This window comes from Pisciglobus halotolerans, from assembly GCF_900113675.1.
Lineage (GTDB): Bacteria > Bacillota > Bacilli > Lactobacillales > Carnobacteriaceae > Pisciglobus > Pisciglobus halotolerans.
Genome location: NZ_FOQE01000013.1, coordinates 34,317 through 53,219, shown reverse-complemented (window position 1 = coordinate 53,219; position 18,903 = coordinate 34,317). Strand labels below are relative to the sequence as shown.

The 18,903-nt window shown below is 39.2% G+C and carries 18 protein-coding genes; 16 read left to right on the top strand and 2 right to left on the bottom strand.

The window, feature by feature from the left end:
• A partial coding sequence (locus BM057_RS06110) for a helix-turn-helix domain-containing protein (protein ID WP_143074483.1) occupies positions 1 to 239 on the bottom strand: 239 nt, incomplete at its 3' end.
• A 206-nt stretch (positions 240 to 445) separates the two neighbouring features.
• Between BM057_RS06110 and upp the strand changes: the two genes are divergently transcribed.
• The 16 genes from upp (at position 446) to BM057_RS06030 (ending at position 16,113) form a co-directional block, all read left to right on the top strand.
• Entirely contained in the window at positions 446 to 1,075 is a 630-nt protein-coding gene (gene upp / locus BM057_RS06105; protein ID WP_047391841.1) for a uracil phosphoribosyltransferase, read from the top strand.
• Between the two features lie 753 nt (positions 1,076 to 1,828).
• Positions 1,829 to 2,590, top strand: a complete 762-nt coding sequence (gene atpB / locus BM057_RS06100) for a F0F1 ATP synthase subunit A (protein WP_047391839.1) — start codon at positions 1,829 to 1,831, stop codon at positions 2,588 to 2,590.
• Positions 2,591 to 2,697: 107 nt separating this feature from the next.
• Positions 2,698 to 2,910 carry an ATP synthase F0 subunit C gene (atpE, locus tag BM057_RS06095; RefSeq protein WP_047391836.1) on the top strand — a complete coding sequence of 71 codons (213 nt, stop codon included), beginning with the start codon at positions 2,698 to 2,700 and terminating at the stop codon, positions 2,908 to 2,910.
• A gap of 86 nt (positions 2,911 to 2,996) precedes the next feature.
• Complete coding sequence (gene atpF / locus BM057_RS06090) at positions 2,997 to 3,515, top strand: F0F1 ATP synthase subunit B (RefSeq protein WP_052181854.1); 519 nt, start codon at positions 2,997 to 2,999, stop codon at positions 3,513 to 3,515.
• Positions 3,502 to 4,047: an ATP synthase F1 subunit delta gene (gene atpH / locus BM057_RS06085; RefSeq protein ID WP_047391833.1), complete on the top strand. Its 546-nt coding sequence runs from the start codon at positions 3,502 to 3,504 to the stop codon at positions 4,045 to 4,047. The genes atpF and atpH overlap by 14 nt, the downstream gene beginning before the upstream one ends.
• Positions 4,048 to 4,079: 32 nt before the next feature.
• On the top strand, positions 4,080 to 5,612 hold the full coding sequence (gene atpA / locus BM057_RS06080; protein WP_047391830.1) for a F0F1 ATP synthase subunit alpha: 1,533 nt from the start codon (positions 4,080 to 4,082) through the stop codon (positions 5,610 to 5,612).
• A 29-nt stretch (positions 5,613 to 5,641) separates the two neighbouring features.
• Positions 5,642 to 6,559 (top strand): F0F1 ATP synthase subunit gamma, encoded by a 918-nt coding sequence (locus tag BM057_RS06075; protein WP_047391827.1) that lies wholly within the window; start codon positions 5,642 to 5,644, stop codon positions 6,557 to 6,559.
• Between the two features lie 23 nt (positions 6,560 to 6,582).
• Positions 6,583 to 8,031 carry a F0F1 ATP synthase subunit beta gene (gene atpD / locus BM057_RS06070; protein ID WP_092092210.1) on the top strand — a complete coding sequence of 483 codons (1,449 nt, stop codon included), beginning with the start codon at positions 6,583 to 6,585 and terminating at the stop codon, positions 8,029 to 8,031.
• A 183-nt stretch (positions 8,032 to 8,214) separates the two neighbouring features.
• Positions 8,215 to 8,634: a F0F1 ATP synthase subunit epsilon gene (locus BM057_RS06065; RefSeq protein ID WP_092092208.1), complete on the top strand. Its 420-nt coding sequence runs from the start codon at positions 8,215 to 8,217 to the stop codon at positions 8,632 to 8,634.
• Between the two features lie 559 nt (positions 8,635 to 9,193).
• Entirely contained in the window at positions 9,194 to 9,424 is a 231-nt protein-coding gene (locus BM057_RS06060; RefSeq protein WP_047391820.1) for a DUF1146 family protein, read from the top strand.
• Between the two features lie 141 nt (positions 9,425 to 9,565).
• On the top strand, positions 9,566 to 10,876 hold the full coding sequence (gene murA, locus BM057_RS06055) for a UDP-N-acetylglucosamine 1-carboxyvinyltransferase (RefSeq protein ID WP_092092206.1): 1,311 nt from the start codon (positions 9,566 to 9,568) through the stop codon (positions 10,874 to 10,876).
• A gap of 455 nt (positions 10,877 to 11,331) precedes the next feature.
• Positions 11,332 to 12,330, top strand: a complete 999-nt coding sequence (mreB, locus tag BM057_RS06050) for a rod shape-determining protein MreB (protein ID WP_047391815.1) — start codon at positions 11,332 to 11,334, stop codon at positions 12,328 to 12,330.
• A 21-nt stretch (positions 12,331 to 12,351) separates the two neighbouring features.
• On the top strand, positions 12,352 to 12,552 hold the full coding sequence (locus BM057_RS06045) for a DNA-directed RNA polymerase subunit beta (RefSeq protein ID WP_047391812.1): 201 nt from the start codon (positions 12,352 to 12,354) through the stop codon (positions 12,550 to 12,552).
• 512 nt (positions 12,553 to 13,064) lie between these two features.
• Positions 13,065 to 13,433, top strand: coding sequence for a single-stranded DNA-binding protein (locus tag BM057_RS06040; protein WP_092092204.1), 369 nt, complete (start codon positions 13,065 to 13,067; stop codon positions 13,431 to 13,433).
• A gap of 490 nt (positions 13,434 to 13,923) precedes the next feature.
• Positions 13,924 to 14,640 carry a response regulator transcription factor gene (locus tag BM057_RS06035; RefSeq protein ID WP_092092202.1) on the top strand — a complete coding sequence of 239 codons (717 nt, stop codon included), beginning with the start codon at positions 13,924 to 13,926 and terminating at the stop codon, positions 14,638 to 14,640.
• 45 nt (positions 14,641 to 14,685) lie between these two features.
• On the top strand, positions 14,686 to 16,113 hold the full coding sequence (locus BM057_RS06030; protein ID WP_092092200.1) for a sensor histidine kinase: 1,428 nt from the start codon (positions 14,686 to 14,688) through the stop codon (positions 16,111 to 16,113).
• A gap of 482 nt (positions 16,114 to 16,595) precedes the next feature.
• On the opposite strand, the gene BM057_RS06025 is transcribed toward BM057_RS06030, so the two are convergent.
• On the bottom strand, positions 16,596 to 18,791 hold the full coding sequence (locus BM057_RS06025; protein ID WP_092092198.1) for an LTA synthase family protein: 2,196 nt from the start codon (positions 18,789 to 18,791) through the stop codon (positions 16,596 to 16,598).
• Positions 18,792 to 18,903 lie beyond the last annotated feature (112 nt).

The following is an 18,903-nucleotide window of genomic DNA, read 5'->3' as shown; positions in this document are numbered from 1 at the left end:
TAAACACGTGAGCCAGCTTCTGCCGAATAGCATTCGTAATAAGAGCGGTCATAAGCCATTTGGCGGACTTTTCCACGTCTTAATTCGCGGGAGACGGTTGACTGATCTACTCCCAGTTCCAACGCCATTTTTGTCTGGCTCAGTTTTCCTTCTTTAGCCATTTCTTCGAGTCTCCCGCGTTGGATATCAGATAAGTGTTTAGCCTGTTTGCGTTTTATGTTAGAATGGTTATTAGTCATGTAGATACTCCTTACTTTGGTTTCGTCGCTTTAAAGTATACCGTATCTACATGGCTTTTTTATATTTTTTTCTTTATGCATTTCATTTTACAACTAACCATATCAAAAAAGATCGAAAAGATTCATGAAAAAGGATAGAAAACAAGTGCATAATCCAGTATAATCTAATTGTTTGAACAAAATTTGATAAGGGAGCTGGAAAGAATATGGGAAAATTGCAAGTGATGGAGCATCCTTTAATCCAACACAAGTTAACCATCATCAGAGATAAAAATACAGGAACGAAAGTCTTTAGAGAAGTTGTTAACGAAATAGCTCGCTTAATGGCATATGAAGTGTCTCGCGACATGCCGCTTCAAGACGTTGAGATCGAAACACCTCTAGTTCAATCTGTTCAAAAAGAACTTGCTGGGAAGAAAGTAGCCATCATTCCAATTTTAAGAGCAGGATTGGGCATGGTTGATGGTATGTTAGATTTGATTCCAGCTGCTAAAGTAGGACATGTCGGTATGTACCGAGACCATGATACATTAGAACCAGTAGAATATTTCGTAAAATTACCTTCTGATATCAATGAGCGTTTGCTGCTCGTTGTTGATCCGATGTTGGCTACAGGCGGCTCAGCCATCGCTGCAATCGATGCACTGAAAAAACGCGGCGCAACGTCCATTAAATTTGTCTGCCTAGTTGCAGCCCCAGAAGGCGTTAAAGCCTTAGAGGAAGCACACCCAGATGTTGATATCTTTACCGCTTCTTTAGACGAAAGACTTGATAGTAATGGATACATCTTACCAGGACTAGGCGATGCAGGCGATCGCCTATTCGGAACACTATAATCATTTATTCAAAAAAATGATCATACAACATAAATGATAGACGACTATAAAAGGAGCTGAGACAAAATCTCAACTCCTTTTTTTGAGGATACGGAGAAAGCCTGCAAGAGTCACAGCAAAAACAGGAAGTTGGTGAAGAGAGCAGCGGAGCGCGCATCAAAACAACTTATCTTTTTTGCAAAGACTCTGGCTTTTGCAGTTCAACTAAAAATAGGATGTGGAGCGAGGCCGATAGAGACGATGGGAAAATGAAAAAGTGCGACACAGAGCATCCCGCGCATGGGAGCATCTTTTGAATTTTACCCGAGACTCTGCCTCGCGCAACTTAACTAAAAAGAAAGGATACGGAGAAAGCCTGCAAGAGTCACAGCAAAAACAGATTTAACTCCTACAATACGCCATACGCCTATCAAAAAATAATGGCGTGCACAACTTATCAAAGAGCATACATTAGGGCACATAAGGACACATAAAAAAATAAGCGTTTATCTGTACAGCTGTTCGTGCATTTATTCGTTAATTCATGAAAAAAGCAAGTACATAGTTGCTTGAAATTGCTGTTATACTGGGAAATATATTAATGAATTCTTTCACTTTTCTTTGTATTTTTGATTTAGTGGTGGTAGAATATCATCTGCTAGGTTATATAAGAGAAAAGGAAAAATTTTGTGTCCTTCCTTTGCAGTGCTTTTATTTGACCCGCCGTAGTAAAAACGCTACATTTAATGTTGAAGAGAAAGAAGGTGAATAGTTTTGGAAAGCGAATCAAAGATCGTTGAGTTTCTGGGGCTGCACTTTAGTGTCACCAATATGATCGTTACTGCATCGGCATGCGTGATCGTTTTTCTAGTTGCTTTTATTTGTACAAGAAATATGAAATTAAAACCAACAGGAAAGCAAAACTTCATTGAATGGATCGCAGATTTTTCAGGCAATATCGTTTCTAGCGCCATGCCAGAAAGGGTTGGGAATCGTTTTAAGCTACTAGCTTTTACCCTCATCATGTTTATTTTTGTTTCCAACCAAATGGGTTTGGTATTTGTACTAAGCATTGATGATTATCAGTTCTGGAAGAGTCCGACAGCTGATCCAATTGTGACATTATCGCTAGCCTTTATGGTGATTTTACTGACCCATTACTTTGGTGTTCAGGAACAAGGCTTCAAAGATTATTTCTTGAATAGTTATATCCGGCCAGTACCGTTCTTATTTCCAGTAAAAGTATTGGAAGAATTTACAAATACTTTAACACTGGCGCTACGGTTATTCGGGAATATATATGCGGGTGAAATTCTATTAGGTTTGATTGCACAGCTCGCAAATAGTCATGGACTGTTCACATGGATAGTCGGCGTGCCTTTGGAAATTGTATGGCAAGCTTTCTCAGTCTTCATTGGAAGTATCCAAGCTTTTGTTTTCACAACGCTGACGATGGTTTACATTTCGCATAAAGTCGAAGGCGAAGAAAATGAAAAGAAAGAAGAAATAGCAAAAAATGTTGGTGTGGCCGAATAAAGCAAACTTTTGCCCATCAGATAGCAGTTTATTCAGCGGATGGTCTTTAGCAAAAGATCAGACGAAAAAAATTAAATCAAGTGATATTTATTTAGGAGGAATTTATAATGGGATTAATCGGAGCAGCAATTGCAGTAGCTGGCGCAGCAATCGGAGCAGCATTGGGATCAAGTCGAGTTATTTCTAAAACAATCGAATCTGTCGCACGCCAACCAGAAATGAAAGGCGATTTGCAAACAATGATGTACATCGGTGTCGGATTGATTGAAGCTATTCCTATCATGGCAGTCGTTATCGCATTTATCCTTGTATTCCAGTAAAATACTGTGAAGACTGTTTCATTTTAGCAAGATAGAGGATTCAAATCACAGTAATTAGATAGATTGGAATGGAAGGGGGATGCTGTATGATGAATCTAATGTTGTTAGGGGCTGTATCCTCGGCAGGTGATACGTTATTTGTTTTAATTTCTTTTTTGATTTTATTACTCTTGTTAAAGAAATTTGCTTGGCAGCCTCTGACGGCAGTCATGCAGGAACGCGCAAATCGTGTCGCTTCGGATATCGACAATGCTGAAGAAGCAAAAAAGAATGCCAATGCGTTGGTGGCTGAACAACAAAGCAGGTTAAAAGAAGCAAAAAATGAATCATCTCAAATCATTGATCAGGCGAGACAAGCCAGTTTGAAAATCGAAAAAGAGATGATGACGGAATCTAGAGCCGAAGTAGCAAGAATGAAAGAACAGGCAAAAGATGAAATAGAAGTCGAAAGACAAAAAACATTGGCAAACGCAAAAAACGAAATTAGTTTGCTTTCTGTTCAATTGGCAGAACAATTGATCAAAAAAGAACTTACAGATAAAGGACATGCTCAGTTGATCGATGATTTTATCGAAAGGTTGGGGGATTCAAATGAACTTAAATAGAACGATGAACGATGCACAAATCGCAAAAGTTTTCTTTCAAAGTTCACTTGAAAAGGACCAGCTGGCTGTTTCCTTCGATGAACTGATGGATGTTCGTCAGATTTTACAAAACACGCCTGATTTGCCGGCTTTTTTCAATAATAGAGCAATCGAAAAAGAAGACAAAGGAAAGGTACTTCAAGATGTAACAGACGGCTTTTCAAACTTAACCAAAGAGTTGATCCAAGAGGTCTACCAGTTACGTCTGATGGGTGACTTAGACAGTATCATCGATGAATTTGAAAAATTATATGATCAACACAATCAAACGATCGTGGCAAAGGTTACGACTGTTGTTCCTTTGAGCGATAAGCAAAAAGAACAACTTGAAGAAGTGTTTGCTGAAAAGATCCATGCAAAAAGAGTTATTTTTCAAGAAACAATCGATCCAGATATTATAGGAGGCGTCATCATCGAGACAGGAGATCAAGTTTACGATGGAAGCATCCGTTCAAATCTGGAAAATATCAAGAAAAAGATTGTTTTCTTGTAGCAAAAGAAATGAGTTAATGAGGTGATAGACAAATGGGCTTAAAAGCTGAAGAAATCAGTGAACGCATCAGAAAAGAAATCGCGTCCTATGAGAGTGAATTGACCGTAGATGAAGTCGGAACTGTTACTTATATCGGTGATGGAATTGCTCGTGCATTTGGTTTGCAGAACGCTTTGTCTGGCGAACTGGTTGAATTCTCGAACGGCGTGTTTGGAATGGTACAAAACTTAGAAGCAGATGATGTAGGAATCATTATTTTAGGGCCATTTACCGGCATTCGTGAAGGAGATCGTGTCAAAAGAACAGGACGTATTATGGAAGTGCCGGTAGGAGAAGAACTGATCGGGCGCGTTGTGAATCCGTTGGGACAGCCTGTAGATGGATTAGGCGAGATTTCTACGGCTAAAAAACGGCCTATCGAAACAGAAGCACCTGGTGTCATGGACCGTCAATCAGTTAAGGAACCTTTACAAACAGGGATCAAAGCTATCGATGCTTTGGTACCGATCGGAAAAGGACAACGGGAATTGATCATTGGGGACCGTAAAACAGGTAAAACAAGTTTGGCGATCGACGCTATCTTGAACCAAAAAGGAAAAGGTACGATTTGTATTTATGTGGCGATCGGACAAAAAGAATCGACAGTCAAAAGCCAAGTAGAAGCCTTAAAGAAATACGGGGCTGACAAATACACGATCGTGGTAACTGCAAGTGCTTCTCAACCAGCTCCTTTACTCTATATCGCGCCTTATTCAGGAGCAGCGATGGGTGAAGAATTTATGTATGCTGGTAAAGATGTTTTGATCGTATATGATGATTTAACAAAACAAGCAGCAGCTTATCGTGAACTCTCCTTACTGTTGCATCGTCCACCTGGTCGTGAAGCTTATCCAGGGGATGTCTTTTATTTGCACTCCCGTCTTTTAGAACGTGCAGCAAAACTCAGTGATAAGCTAGGCGCAGGATCAATGACGGCTATCCCGTACGTTGAAACACAGGCTGGAGATATCTCCGCATATATCCCAACCAACGTTATTTCCATTACTGATGGACAGATCTTCCTAGAAAGCGACTTATTCTATTCAGGCGTGCGTCCTGCTATTGCAGCTGGATTATCTGTATCTCGTGTTGGTGGATCTGCTCAAATCAAGGCAATGAAGAAAGTTTCCGGTACATTGCGGATCGATTTGGCAAGTTATCGTGAACTAGAAGCCTTTACGCAGTTCGGTTCTGACTTAGATGCGGCTACTCAAGCAAAATTGAATCGAGGACAACGAACAGTAGAAGTATTGAAACAAGATGTGCATGATCCAATCGATGTTGAAAAACAAGTCATGATCTTTTATGCACTGGTTCATGGTTATCTTGACAGCATTCCTGTCCAAGACTTAAAACAATATGAAAAAGATTTGTACATGTTCTTGGATAATCAGCATCCTGAAATTTTACAAGAGATTGCTGAAACGAAAGATTTACCGGCTGAAGATAAATTGCAAGATCTATTCAAAGAATTTAGCGATTCCTTTACAACAGTCGGAACAAAAAACAGTCAAGAAAACCAGTAAAAAGAAAATGATGAAAGTGGGGATAACATATGGCGGAATCCTTACAAGAAATCAATAAGAGGATTCAATCCACTAAAAAAACCAGTCATATTACAAAAGCGATGCAAATGGTTTCTGCTGCTAAGCTAGGAAAATCTGAAGAAGCTTCAAGAAGCTTTCAGATCTACGCCAATAAGATCAGAGAAATCGTTACTCACTTAGCCCAAACCCAATTAACGATGATCGAAGAAGGGAACATGATCGGGACGAATTCACCTTCCATGATTGATTTTCATGATATGTTAGTTGAACGCCCGGTCAATAAAACTGGGTATCTGATCATTAGCTCAGATACAGGATTAGCCGGATCATACAATAGTTCAGTTATCAAACAAACGATTGATATGATCTCCAGAGACCATCAATCACCAGATGAATATGTTTTCATGGCAATTGGGAGTACGGCAGCTGATTTTTTTAAGAATCGTGGAATGAATGTCGTTTATGAGCTGGAACATCTTAGTGATCAGCCCTCTTTTGATGAGATCCGTGCAATTGCAAAAACGCTAGTCGAAATGTTTAAAAATGGTGTGTTTGATGAATTGTACGTTTGCTACAATCATCATATCAACACGATCACATTTGAATATCGAGCAGACAAAATGCTGCCGATAACTGATTTAGATCCTTCTGAGTCGATCGAATATGAACAGGACTATATCTATGAACCGTCAAAAGAGGAAATATTGGATATTTTACTGCCGCAATATGCGGAAAGTCTGATTTATGGAGCTATTCTGGATGCAAAAGCTGCAGAACACGCAGCTCGAATGACAGCCATGAAGGGAGCGACAGACAACGCACAAAACCTAGTCGATGATCTGTCCGTTGCGTATAACCGTGCCCGTCAAGCTGCCATTACAGAAGAGATCACAGAGATCATTGGTGGATCACAAGGATTAAAATAGGTTAGCAAATGGGAGGAAATTGTATGAATACTGGTCATATCGTTCAAGTTATTGGACCTGTTGTTGACGTGGAATTCCCATTAGATGGAAAACTTCCTGAAATTAACGACGCACTGATCGTAGAAAAAGTAGAACACAAAGAAGATAACCAAGAACAAAATGAAACAAATGAGCAACTTGACCCTTCTCAAAGAGTTGTTTTAGAAGTTGCACTGGAATTAGGTAATGGAGTCCTACGGACCATTGCAATGGAATCAACAGATGGATTGCAAAGAGGAATGACCGTGCGACAAAAAGGCGAACCGATCACAGTACCGGTCGGCGAAGCAACGCTCGGCAGAATGTTTAACGTTCTGGGAGATACGATCGATATGAAAGAATCATTTAGTAGAGATGCAGAACGCAATCCTATCCATCGCGCAGCTCCTAGTTATGAAGAGTTGAGCAGCAGTCGTTCGATCCTTGAAACAGGAATTAAAGTCATCGACTTGCTTGCACCATACTTGCGCGGCGGAAAAATCGGACTATTTGGCGGTGCCGGTGTAGGGAAAACAGTTCTGATCCAAGAATTGATTCATAATATCGCTGAAGAACACGGCGGGATTTCCGTCTTTACAGGTGTTGGAGAGCGGACGCGTGAAGGGAACGACTTGTATTTTGAAATGCAAGATTCAGGCGTTATCAAGCGTACAGCAATGGTGTTCGGGCAAATGAACGAGCCGCCTGGTGCTCGGATGCGTGTAGCATTGACTGGTTTGACGATGGCAGAATACTTCCGTGATGAAGCTGGGCAAGACGTGCTGTTGTTTATCGATAACATTTATCGGTTCACGCAAGCAGGTTCTGAAGTTTCAGCTTTACTTGGACGGATGCCTTCAGCTGTTGGATATCAACCAACATTGGCAACAGAAATGGGGCAATTGCAAGAACGGATCACATCGACCAATAAAGGCTCGATCACATCTATTCAAGCCATTTATGTGCCGGCCGATGACTATACAGACCCAGCTCCAGCGACGACTTTTGCTCACTTAGATGCAACGACTAACTTGGAGCGTCGTCTGACAGAACAAGGGATCTACCCTGCTGTGGATCCATTGGCTTCATCATCTAGCGCGTTAGCACCTGATATTGTAGGGCAAGAACATTATGATGTTGCAATGGAAGTTCAGCATATCTTACAACGCTACCAAGAATTGCAAGATATCATTGCTATTCTTGGGATGGATGAACTATCCGATCAAGAAAAAATCGTTGTTGCTCGTGCAAGAAGAATCCAACTATTCTTATCACAAAACTTCAGTGTAGCAGAAGCCTTTACAGGAATACCAGGATCATACGTACCGGTTGAAGAAACGGTACGAGGATTCAAAGAAATCCTTGAAGGACGTCATGATGACCTGCCTGAAGATGCTTTCCGTAATGTGGGAACCATTGATGAAGTCGTTAAAAAAGCTGAAGGAATGAAATAGTTAATAGAAGAGAAGCTTCGATGAACGCGTATTTGTACTTACTGTAAGCTGAATGTTGCGAGAAAAAGCATCAACCAGCAGAAGCTTTTACAAAGCGTTTACGAGGTTTACTCTACTATTCTGAAGAACGTATGAAGCAAAGACAACAACTTCAATTGGATATTCTTGCGGGAGGTAAGAGAAATGGCAGAATTTAAAGTTAATATTGTCACGCCGGCCGGGATCGTTTATGATCATCGGGCTTCAAGAGTGGTTGCCCGGGCTGTAGATGGAGATATAGGGATTTTGCCTAATCATAGCCCAATCATTGTGCCGCTCACAATCAATGCTGTTCGCGTGACACGTGTATCGATTGATGCAGAAGATTGGATAGCGGTAAATGGTGGGATACTAGAAGTCCGCAATAATGTTTGCAGTATCGTTGCAGATAGTGCTGAAAGAGCACGCGACATTGATCTGGAACGCGCGTTTGAAGAAAAACACCGCGCAGAAGAAGAGATCAAACGTTTGGATGCACAGAAGCAAAACAAAGATGCGCGGCTTGCTGAAATCTCTCTCCACAAAGCCATCAACCGGATTTCTGTTTCGAAGCATAAAAAATAAAATGAACGTTACAAAGAATGAAAGTATCAGGATTGTATCCTCTACTTTCTTTTTTTGTATGTTTTTTCATCTCTTAACGTTGGTAAAGAAATTTCTTTCAGCTGAAGGGGTTACTGATGGAAAGTCATGGAAACATCTTGAGCCAAAACCGCGTCGCAAGGCTTGCGATCTTCAAACTTAGTGTAACGGCTAAAGTCTCACACTAAGATCATTCACATCGCATCTTTTTTCATGGCTATCAGCAGCCTTATACGCCTCCTGAAATTTATAGAAATATTTTTTACTGAGCAACATTAAATATTGTAGAACCTTTTGTATTTTAAAACGTTTTTCTTCACGAACAATATCGTATCGCAAATTAGGACGAGGCGAAAAATGAGTAATAAAAAAATCAACGTTTCTATATCAAATGTTGTTCTTTTATTTTTAAAGAGGTCTATCATGAGAAATCCATGTGGAAAAGGTAAAAAAAACAAAGTATAGCGTTATCATGGTTTTAATTGATATAAAATACATTTCAAATGTGTTACTATTCTATTGTAAGGAAAGGAAGTTAACCATGAACTTTATTGGTATTCAATCTCTTGTCAGTATTGCCTCGCATATCTTTTTTATTTTATTGACTTTTTGGTCATTACAGGCTGTCAGGATAGAAAACTTGATCCGTAAACAACATGTACGGCAAGCACGCGTCTTGTATTTGCTGATATCTATTGCGATTGGTTATACTGTAAGCTCATTTTTTATTGAATTTATCTTAACTTCACAAAACTTAGTCTTCCTTTTCTGATTTAAGCATGATGTGATTCTTTTCATACAAAACGACCTTAAACCTGTTAAACATTTGTTTTGTGTGATATAATTCCATAGGTTGCTGGTCATTAAAACTGATAACAGGATGGGCAACTTGAATTTTCGGAGGGATACTAAAATGGAAAAGATAATTGTTCGTGGCGGGAATCGTCTCGAAGGATCAGTTAGGGTTGAAGGTGCGAAGAATGCTGTGTTGCCCATTTTAGCTGCAACTATTTTAGCAGAAGAAGGCAAAAATAAATTAACGAATATACCAGTACTGTCAGATATTTTTACTTTGAACGAAGTGTTGAAAGCTTTAAATGTAGCAATTGAGTTTGATCAAGACAAAAAAGAAATTATGGCGGATGCATCAGGAGAATTAAATTTTGAAGCACCGCTTGAATACATGAATAAAATGCGTGCATCAATCGTTGTGATGGGTCCGCTTTTGGCAAGACTCGGACGCGCAAAAGTTGCGATGCCTGGAGGTTGCGCGATCGGCTCACGTCCAATTGATTTGCATTTGAAAGGCTTTGAAGCCATGGGTGCAAAAATCCAAATGGAAAATGGCTATATTGAAGCTACTACAGATGGATTAAAAGGTGCACATATCTACTTAGACTTTCCTAGTGTGGGCGCAACGCAAAACATTATGATGGCCGCTACATTGGCAGAAGGAACAACGTTGATCGAAAACGTAGCACGTGAACCAGAAATTGTTGATTTGGCTATATTCCTTAACCAAATGGGGGCAAAAGTAGTAGGCGCAGGAACAGAAAGTATTCGTATTGAAGGCGTAAAAGCATTAAAAGCGGTTGAACATAGCATCATCCCAGACCGTATCGAAGCTGGTACCTTCATGGTAGCCTCAGCTATTACACAAGGGGATGTTTTTATTGAAGATGCCGTACCGGATCATAATAAACCATTGATTTCAAAGTTGAAAGAAATGGGTGTACAATTTAAAGTAAAAGCAAATGGTATGCGTGTGATCGGTCCAAAAATACTTAAAGCAACGGATGTTAAAACAATGCCGCATCCAGGTTTTCCAACAGACATGCAAGCGCAAATGACGATTGCTCAAACGCAAGCCAATGGCACTAGCGTTATGAAGGAAACTGTTTTTGAAAATCGCTTTATGCATATGGAAGAATTGCGTCGGATGGGCGCTTCATTTGAACTAGATGGAGAGACAGTTGTGATCAAGAATTCTCCTCATTTGCAAGGTGCAGAAGTAACATCTTCTGATTTAAGAGCTGCAGCAGCTTTGATCTTAGCTGGTTTGGTTGCTGAAGGGTATACACGCGTGACGAACTTAAAACACTTAGACCGCGGATACTACCAATTCCACAAAAAATTGCAACAAATCGGTGCTGCTATCGAGCGTGTCGATGAGAGCGCAGAAAAAGAAATGCAAGAAGAAGAATTGAAACAATTGTTTGCTTAATAGATAAGCAAAGGTAACAACGCACAGCTAGTGGCTTTTTGAACAGCCGCTAGCTGTGTTTATTTAGGTTCTACAATATTTAACGTTGGTCTGTAAAAAATCAATTTTTTTAATGCTAAACTCATTAGAATCCTATTTCTAGAAATTTCAGTAGCCCATCGACTGTAGGAAATTTCTTTACCAACGTTAAAAGAGGAAGAACCTTTATTTACTTGTCACCCATTAAGAACGTTCTATAGAGTGAGGTTCTTAACAAGAATGAGACAAATCAGGCACAAGAGCTCATGAACGCTCTCATATCGTTTCTGATCAAGAAAAGCTTGAAGAAACAAAGATAAATTTCTCATCATTCTTTGCAAAATGAGCGTTTCCGATTGAAAGTAAGTATGATATAATGTTGAATTAGAGGCTGCTTTAGAGCCACTTGAACAAGATACCGAGAGGAGAACAAAAAAATGGCTAAAGACATCGGTATAGACTTAGGTACTGCCAATGTATTGATACATGTTAAAGGAAAAGGGATCGTTTTAAATGAACCTTCTGTTGTAGCAATCGACACAAAAACAAATAAAGTTCTAGCAGTTGGAGAAGAAGCTTACATGATGGTCGGACGTACGCCTGGCAATATTCGTGCAATCCGTCCGCTTGAAGGTGGGGTCATTGCTGATTTTGATATTACCGAAGTAATGTTGACACACTTTATTGATAGGCTGAATGTCCGCGGTTTTCTATCTAAACCAAATATTCTGATTTGCTGTCCAACAAACATTACAGCGATCGAACAAAAAGCAATTATTGAAGCTGCTGAAAAGAGCGGCGGTAAAAACGTCTTCTTGGAAGAAGAACCAAAAGTAGCGGCGATTGGTGCAGGTATTGATATTTTCCAACCAAGTGGAAATATGGTCGTTGATATCGGGGGCGGAACGAGTGATATTGCAGTGTTCTCTATGGGGAGGATCGTTACTAGCCGATCGATCAAAGTTGCTGGTAACAAATTAGACCATGAGATCATTCAATTCATTAAGAAAAAACATAAGTTGCTGATCGGGGATCGAACAGCTGAAATCATTAAAAAGGAAATTGGAACGGTCTTCAAAAACAGCCGTGAAGATTCAATGGATGTTAGAGGACGCGACTTGGTATCCGGTTTGCCAAAAACGGTCGCCATCACATCTGAAGAAGTATGTGAAGCAACAGAAGAACAAATGTCTCAAATCATTCAACAAGCAAAAGATGTTTTAGAACAAACGCCACCTGAATTGTCTGCTGATATTATCGATCGCGGTGTGTTCTTAACAGGCGGCGGTGCTTTGTTGAATGGCATTGAACAACTGTTTACCGAAGAATTAAAAGTTCCTGTTTTTTCTGCTGAACGTCCATTAGATTCAGTTGCCCTTGGAACAGGCGTCCTTTTAGAAAATATGACTAAAAACAAGCAAAAGACTGCACTATAAAAATACAAATGAGGTGGAACAATGACTAAACAAATACTCTTGCCGATGGTCTCTTTTCTGCTGAAGGTTTTACTAGTCATTGTCCTGATCATTTTGGCTTTTATCGTAGGCGCAATGGTCGGTTACGGTGTGCTAGGTGATGGTCATCCCACTGATGTCTTTAAGCCTGAAGTATGGCAACATATTCTAAGCTATCTGGTCAAACCAACGATCATGAAATAACGTTTTGGTACTTATAAAAGAAAGAAGCTAGGTCAGCGAACTTGGCTTCTTTTTTCGATTCTACAATATTTAATGTTGGTCAGTAAAACATCATTTTTTAATGCTAAATTCGTTAGAATCCTATTTCTAGAAATTTTAGGAGGCGTATAGGGCTACTGATAGCCATGAAAAAAAGATGCGATGTGAATCACTTAGTGTTAGGCTTTAGCCGCTACACTAAGTTTGAAGCTTGCAAGCATTGAGACGTGACTTTCGGCTCAATATGTTCGCATGGCTTTCCATCAGTAGCCCATCGACTGGAGGAAACTTCTTTACCAATGCTAGAAGAGGAAGAACCCTTTTTTCTTTTTTTTTTGATCATCAAAAGGAAGAGCATGAGCAATTTTTTGAAAACAAGGAAAGGGCACGTTCAAAAAATCATCTAACCACCAAAGATTTTTTGAACAAATAAAACAGATCGACTCATTTTTTGCTTACTATATAGTGAAACAAAAAATGAAGGAGGTCATGAAATGAATCATGTGAGTTTAATTGGGCGTTTAACTAGAGAGACAAGTTTAAAAGATTTAGGAGAAGGAAGAAAGGTATTGAATAATACGCTTGCAGTTCCTCGCAGCTATCGTAAAGAAAATGGACAGGAAGCTGATTTTATTCCAATTGTTGCATGGGGAAAATTAGCTGAGTTGCTTGATCATTACTGTAAAAAAGGAGATCAAGTAGGTTTGTCAGGTAGAATGCAATCACGATCTTATTTGAATAAAGAAGATGAAACGGTATACGTTTTAGAGTTAAATGTAGAAACACTTGATTTCTTACAAAATAAACCAAAAGAGGAACCAGTGATCGCAGCAAATGTCAAAAGTGACAATAGACAACATTAAGTTTGAATAGCACAACTTAGGGATTACACCATTTTAAGGAGTCTAGAGAATAGATGCCTGAAATGGTGTTTTTTGTTCTCCTTAACCTCAAAACTAGACGAGCATGCAATAGATTTCTCTAACCAGTTGATCGTGTAAAGTTAGTGATGGAAAACGCAAAATGAAGAAGTTTTGTTGATGAGTAATCAAGAATTGTAAGAGAATCAATTTTCATGTTGACGAGATAGGCAGGTGCACATCAGGCAGACTCAGATCCAGTGAGACTGCTAAAGATCATTAAGGGAATGCAGTTTGGTACAAAATAAGGAAAGATATCCGTCGCAAAGTCTCGCTCTGCTCGCTTTGTACCATTTCCAGCATCAGCGCAAAAACTTTTTTCCAACAATTAATTGACACTATCCATTCAGTTTCCTATCTTTAGATGTTGAGAAAATTAGCGTATAATGGTACTGACGCTGAGAAGAAACGAGAAAAAGGGGAGAAAGAGAAAATGCATATCTTAATGATTGAAGACAATGCAGCCGTTGGTGAAATGATGGAAATGTTCTTTCAAAAAGAGGAATGGGAAGCTGCCTTTATACAAGATGGTAAAGAAGGATTAGAGACCTTTTTGGAAAGAGATTCTTATTGGGACCTCATCATTCTTGATTTAAACCTGCCAAGTATGGATGGTATGCAAATTTGTCGAGAGATCCGTAAAGTTTCCCAAACTGTTCCTGTCATTATGCTGACAGCAAAGGATACAGAAAGTGACCAGGTCATTGGCCTTGAGATCGGTGCAGATGATTACGTTACGAAACCATTTAGTCCATTGACTTTGATTGCTCGAATCAAAGCACTTCATCGTAGAGCAGGATTAACTTCATTTCCTGAAGAAGAAAAAGAAAATGAAGAAGGGAAAATTGAAACCAAACATTTAAGCATCCATTCAAAAACACGAGAAGCTTTTTTATATGGTAAGCAGATTGAAGGGTTGACACCTAAAGAATTTGACTTGTTATATGCGATGGCACAAAGTCCTAAACAAGTTTTTTCAAGAGAGCAATTGTTGTCGATCGTTTGGAATTATGATTATTTTGGGGATGAACGAACTGTAGATGCGCACATCAAAAAGTTGCGGCAAAAAATCGACCAAAACGGTCCGCAAGTGATTCAGACGGTATGGGGAGTAGGCTACAAATTTGATGACACCAACATTGAAAACTAGCCATAAAACCAACCAGCCAAAATAAGCAGCAAGAAAGGGAATGGAATGAAACTTAGGTACTTTTATCAGCAGATGATTGCTTTTTTTACCGTTATAGCAACGCTTTTGATCATATTGGCCATTGTGTTTTTGCAATTTGCCAAGAAATCTGTTTATCAAGAAACGGAAGATCAACTATATGGTTATGCCGAAGCCTTGATTGCAAGCAACCTTCAAGAAAATCAGCTGAAAGAAGCTACATTTATTTTAAAAAATCAAAATGTAGGCATCACTGTCTTTAATGAACAAAATCGGATGACTTTCCCAAAAACCAATACGCCTTATAAGAGCGACCTTTCTTCAGAATATTATAAAAAACTTGCAAATGGTGAGAGACTTTCCTTAAGCTTTCGCGATACTGACTTTATGGGCAATCCTGTTGAAATTGCATTGGTTTACCTGCCTTTCTTTTCGCAAGCTGACAGTTCTTTTGAAGGTTTCATTGGAGTAAGTGCACCGATCAGTTACTTGAATGCCAACTTGGCTGCATTGCGCAAAAATTTATTTATTGCTTTTATTTGCTCTATGATCGGCGCAATAGTGATTGGCTTCATCTTTGCAAAATACCAAGTAGGGCGTATCAATCGTTTACGAAATGCAACGCATAAAGTTGCAAAAGGTAATTTCGATATCAATTTAGAAAATCGAGAGCGGGATGAATTTGATGAACTAGCTGAAGATTTCAATAGTATGGCTCAATCGCTCGAAGCTTCTCAAAAAGAGATCGAACGGCAAGAAGAGAGACGCAGACAATTTATGGCAGACGCGGCCCATGAAATGCGTACGCCGCTGACAACGGTCAATGGTTTATTGGAAGGTTTGGAACATGATATGATTCCTGAAAACCAGAAAAAACGCAGCATCCAATTGATGCAGAATGAGACAAAACGATTGATCCGCTTAGTCAATGAAAATCTTGATTATGAAAAAATCCGTTCCAATCAAATTTATTTGAATAAACAGACTTTTAACGCGAAAAAAGCATTAGAAATGATTACCGAACAACTACATGAAAAAGCAGAGTCTTCCCGTGACCAGTTGACGTTAGATTGTCCAGATGATGTGGTGGTATACGCTGATTATGATCGATTTATGCAAATCATGGTCAATATCCTTCAAAATGCGATCCAGTTTACAACTGATGGACAGATCCATATCCGTGGAAGGCAAGAAACAGATGCAAGCGTATTTGAACTCTCAGATAATGGTATTGGGATGAGTGAAGAACAGGTGCGAAATATTTGGGAACGTTACTATAAGGCAGATGTTTCACGAAAAAGCACGAAGTATGGAGAATCAGGTCTAGGATTAGCCATCGTTCATCAACTTGTTCAACTTCATCAAGGCAAAATCGAAGTTGAAAGTGAATTAGGCAAAGGCAGCACCTTTACGTTGACTTTTCCAGCAAAAAAACAAGAAACGGAGCACAACTGATGTCTTTCTCTTGTCTCATCTCTTAAAGGTCTTTAATATAGTCGTTTTGCTGCTTGATTCGAGAAGAACAAGGAAAGACATTTTCGAAACGTTGAAAACGAGGTTGGCTTACCAGCTTTAATGGAATAAAAAGGTTCTTCCTCTTTTAACGTTGGTAAAGAAATTTCCTACGGTCGATGGGCTACTGATGGAAAGCCATGAAAACACATTGAGCCGAAGATCGCGTCTCAATGTTTGCAAGCTTTAAACTTAGTGTAACGGCTAAAGCCTAATACTAAGTGATTCACATTGCATCTTTTTTCATGGCTATCAGTAGCCCTATGCGCCTCCTGAAATTTCTAGAAATAGGATTCTAACGAGTTTAGCAGTAAAAAAATTGATTTTTTACAGACCAACGTTAAATACTGTAGAACCAATAAAAAAAGAAAGAACCGAATAGAACATCCGGTTCTTTCTTTTTGCTTTCTCTATAATAGGAAAGTTTATTCTGCTTCGTCAGAAGGTTCTGTGTCTGGATTGTCTGTCGCGCCTTCATCTTGACTGCTATTGCCTTCATCGGAAGAAGTAGTTTCATCTTGATCTTGTAACTCAGGTGCATCTGTTTGATACATCGGAACGGTAGATTCTCCGTTGTTTTGTTGGATAAGACTGGTTGAATTTTCTCCCAGTTCAGCGTTCACTTCTTGGAGACGTTCCATTTGGTTTTGATAATTATAATCAGCCCGATTAAAATCTTTCATGCCTTCAGGAGTGTAGAAACGTAACAAATCACTCTGCAAGATGCTATCAGACGTACTTAATTGTGTGTTTGCTTTGTCTTTAATGGCTTGTATTTCTTCTTTTTGATCCTCTGGAAGATCACTGATGTTACCAATAACTTCTCCTGAATCAGTATCATAAACGGTAGAACCGATGATCGTATATTCTGGAGTGACTACATTTCCATTTCGGAATGTCACGTTTTGATCATGGTCTTTTGATAATAAGTCTGTACCCATAAAGGCATAGTCTTGAGTATTTACACCAAGCAAGTGGAGCAGAGTAGGCAGCATGTCTACTTGACCACCAAACGTATCTTGAATTCCGCCATCTGTTACTCCAGGAACATGATAGATGACAGGTACGCGTTGCAACATAGCATTGTCATAATCTGTCCACTCAGCCGGATCTTTTCCTAATAGCGGAGCAAGTGTCTTGTTACGGGCATTAGAGATACCATAATGGTCACCATATAATACGATAACAGAGTTGTCATAAAGACCAGTTTCCTTCAAGTAATCAAAGAATTCTTTGACGGCTTGGTCTAAATAATGAGCAGTGACGAAATAATTATCGATTGTTGCATCTCCTGTTGTTGCAGCAGGAATATCAATATTTTCCTCATCTAGTGGATAAGGGAAGTGATTAGAAACAGTAATAAATTTCGTATAGAAAGGTTGTGGCAGCTGTTCTAAATATTGAATGGATTGTTGGAAGAAAATCTTGTCTTTCATTCCATATTCAAGGGTATTTTCATCTGTAAACTCATAATAGCCACTGTCAAAGAAATAATCGATACCTAAAGATTTGTAGGTATCATCGCGGTTCCAGAAAGAGCCGACATTTCCATGGAAGACTGCTGACGTATAATCTTGTTGCGAATGCAGGATTTTAGTCGCTGATTCAAAGGTATTTGTTGAACCTACAGAAGAGAATGCGCCACCCTGAGGTAATCCAAACAAGGAATTTTCAAGCAGCATCTCAGAATCTGAAGTTTTTCCTTGTCCAACTTGATGGAAAGCATTTTTGAAACTATAGCTGTCATTACCATGATAGATACTATTTAAGAATGGCGTCACTTCATGCTTTTCGCCATTTTCATCTTCTAATTCATAATCTAGAAGAAATTGTTGGAAACTTTCTAAGTGGATATAAATAACGTTACGACCTTTAGCGATCCCAAATTTATCTTTATCAGGTGCCGCATAATGATCATGAACAAAATTAAAAACATTTTCCATGTCGGATTCATCTGCACTAGCCTTGATTTGGTTAGCTTGAGCTGTTTGATAACCATCATAAGCTGTAAAGAAATTAAGTCCTAAATATTTCACAATATAGTTTCGGTCAAATGTCCGCAACAAAAGCTGAGGACGATCACTTTCAGCTAAAGTCAAGTTTCCGGCAAAGAGTGTCACACCAAGAATAGTAGTAGCGACAGCTGATCTTTTTTTCGTTAGACGCGGATCCATAGAAACTGGAATTTTCTTACTGAGCAGAACAACAAGCAGTATGACGAAATCTAACCAGTACAGCAAGTCTTGAAGCCTGATCATGGCAAAGGTACTTGCGCCAATACCGTTTGCGATATTCTTAGCACCCAGGATAGTATTGATGGTAATGAAATCAGTAAACTCACGATAGTAAAGAATATTTGCAAAGAGCAGAACGCTCAAGGCAAAGTAAACAACAAAAAGTGCAATGTAAGCTGACTTTGGTTTACTAAAGTAGAATGCGATCGAAAACAGGATAACTGTCGTCGCTAAAGGATTGATAAACAATATGAATTGCTGCATCGCTCCGGAAACGCCCAAATCAAAATCAATCAAATAGCTGGTGTAAGTTTTCAGCCAAAAGAGGATTACGGCAAAAGTAAAAAAGCCGAATCTCGAATTGAGCATACGTTTAATGGTAGACATTTTATTTCCTCCTAAAATATAAAAGCTGTTACGAAAGGAATCAAACAGGTAGCATCCAAAGAGCCTTTGTTTATCCTCTATCCGATATTTCTCTTCCTCTAGAAAAAACGGA

Bases quoted from the DNA above. Each gene is read 5' to 3' on its own strand.
- upp (WP_047391841.1), top strand. From the start codon at position 446: ATGGGAAAATTGCAAGTGATGGAGCATCCTTTAATCCAACACAAGTTA.
- atpE (WP_047391836.1), top strand. From the start codon at position 2,698: ATGGGATTAATCGGAGCAGCAATTGCAGTAGCTGGCGCAGCAATCGGA.
- atpF (WP_052181854.1), top strand. From the start codon at position 2,997: ATGATGAATCTAATGTTGTTAGGGGCTGTATCCTCGGCAGGTGATACG.
- atpH (WP_047391833.1), top strand. From the start codon at position 3,502: ATGAACTTAAATAGAACGATGAACGATGCACAAATCGCAAAAGTTTTC.
- atpA (WP_047391830.1), top strand. From the start codon at position 4,080: ATGGGCTTAAAAGCTGAAGAAATCAGTGAACGCATCAGAAAAGAAATC.
- BM057_RS06075 (WP_047391827.1), top strand. From the start codon at position 5,642: ATGGCGGAATCCTTACAAGAAATCAATAAGAGGATTCAATCCACTAAA.
- atpD (WP_092092210.1), top strand. From the start codon at position 6,583: ATGAATACTGGTCATATCGTTCAAGTTATTGGACCTGTTGTTGACGTG.
- BM057_RS06065 (WP_092092208.1), top strand. From the start codon at position 8,215: ATGGCAGAATTTAAAGTTAATATTGTCACGCCGGCCGGGATCGTTTAT.
- BM057_RS06060 (WP_047391820.1), top strand. From the start codon at position 9,194: ATGAACTTTATTGGTATTCAATCTCTTGTCAGTATTGCCTCGCATATC.
- murA (WP_092092206.1), top strand. From the start codon at position 9,566: ATGGAAAAGATAATTGTTCGTGGCGGGAATCGTCTCGAAGGATCAGTT.
- mreB (WP_047391815.1), top strand. From the start codon at position 11,332: ATGGCTAAAGACATCGGTATAGACTTAGGTACTGCCAATGTATTGATA.
- BM057_RS06045 (WP_047391812.1), top strand. From the start codon at position 12,352: ATGACTAAACAAATACTCTTGCCGATGGTCTCTTTTCTGCTGAAGGTT.
- BM057_RS06040 (WP_092092204.1), top strand. From the start codon at position 13,065: ATGAATCATGTGAGTTTAATTGGGCGTTTAACTAGAGAGACAAGTTTA.
- BM057_RS06035 (WP_092092202.1), top strand. From the start codon at position 13,924: ATGCATATCTTAATGATTGAAGACAATGCAGCCGTTGGTGAAATGATG.
- BM057_RS06030 (WP_092092200.1), top strand. From the start codon at position 14,686: ATGAAACTTAGGTACTTTTATCAGCAGATGATTGCTTTTTTTACCGTT.
- BM057_RS06025 (WP_092092198.1), bottom strand. From the start codon at position 18,791: ATGTCTACCATTAAACGTATGCTCAATTCGAGATTCGGCTTTTTTACT.